1 protein-coding gene is annotated in these 1,444 nt (G+C 76.3%); it reads right to left on the bottom strand.

The features are described from left to right. The coding region (locus HO151_RS03685) for an acyltransferase domain-containing protein (RefSeq protein ID WP_173894673.1) at positions 1-1,444 on the bottom strand (1,444 nt) is incomplete at both ends.

Below are 1,444 nucleotides of genomic sequence, written 5' to 3'. Positions count from 1 at the left end.
GTCCCCGTCCCGCCGGTCGGCCGCGGCGAGGACGCCGGCCACCGAGGGCGCGGCGAGCAGTTCCGCCGCCGGTACGTCGAGGACCCCGGCCTGGCGCAGCCGTCCCGCCAGCAGCACGGCGCGCATCGAGTCGCCGCCGAGGTCGAAGAAGTTGTCGTGCACGCCGATGCCGCCGATGCCGAGCGTCTGCTCCCACAGGCGGGTCACCTCCTGCTCGCGTTCGGAGCGGGGCGGCACGTGCTCGGTGGTCAGCCGGGGGCGAGGGGCGAGGGCCGTCTCCGCCCGTGCCGGGGCCGGGGTGTCGGGGGCGGCGGGGTCCGTACGGGCTCCGGGGGCGTCGATCCAGTGGCGCCGGCGGTCGAAGGCGTACGGCGGCAGCGGGACCCGCCGGGCGCGGTCCGGCGCCGGGGGAAGAGCGGCGTCCACGCCCGCGCTCCACAGCCGGCCGAGGGCCTCCGCGAGGACGAAACCGTCGGACGCCTCGGCCTTGGCGTGCCGCATGGTGGTCACCGTCACGGGTGCCTCGTCGGCGAGCCGGCCGGTGGCCAGCTTGGTGAGGGTGTCCCCCGGCCCGATCTCCACCAGCACGGGGTGCTGCCGCTCCCACAGGGCGGCGATGCCGTCGGCGAACCGCACGGTGTTCCTGGTGTGGTCGATCCAGTGCCGTACGGAGGTGGCCTGGTCGTCGGTGACCCAGGTGCCGGTGACGTTGGTGACGTACGGGATCCGCGGCGGGCGCAGGGTGACCTGGCGCAGGTGGCCCTCGAAGACCGGCAGGACCGGGTCCAGGACGTGGGAGTGGGCCGCGACGGGGATGCGCAGACGGCGGAACGGGACGCCGCGGCGGGTGAGTTCGGCCTCGAAGCGGGTGACGGCGTCGAGGTGCCCGGCGACGGTGCAGGCGCTCGGGCCGTTCACCGCGGCCAGGGACAGCCCGTCGTCGAGCAGCGGCCGTACGTCCTCGGCCGGGGCAGCGACGCCGACGGTGGCGCCGCCCGCGGAGCTGATGAGCCGGATCCGCTCGGTGACCAGGGGGAGCATGTCCTCCAGGTCGACGACCCCGGCCAGGCAGGCCGCCGTGTACTCGCCGAGCGAGTGGCCGATCAGCGCGTCGGGGCGCACGCCCTGTTCCATGAGGGTGCGGGCCAGGGCGTACTCGGTCACCACCAGGCCGAGGAAGGCCGCGGTGTCGTCGGGCCGCCGGTCCTCGAACAGGGCGGTGCGGACGTCGGCGCCGAGTGCGGGCCGCAGGATGCGGGCGCACTCGTCGACGGTGTCGCGGTAGACGGCGTGGTCGCGGTAGAGCTCCGCCCCCATGCCGGGGTACTGGGTGCCGCCGCCGGGCAGCAGGAAGGCCACGCGGACGGGGCCGTCCGACGGCGGCGGGATGTCCGGTGCGGCGGCGCGCAGGGCGTCCAGGGCCTCCTCGCGGGAGGCCGCGGTG

The organism is Streptomyces sp. 8P21H-1, from assembly GCF_013302945.1.
This window is presented reverse-complemented; position numbering and strand designations above follow the sequence as displayed.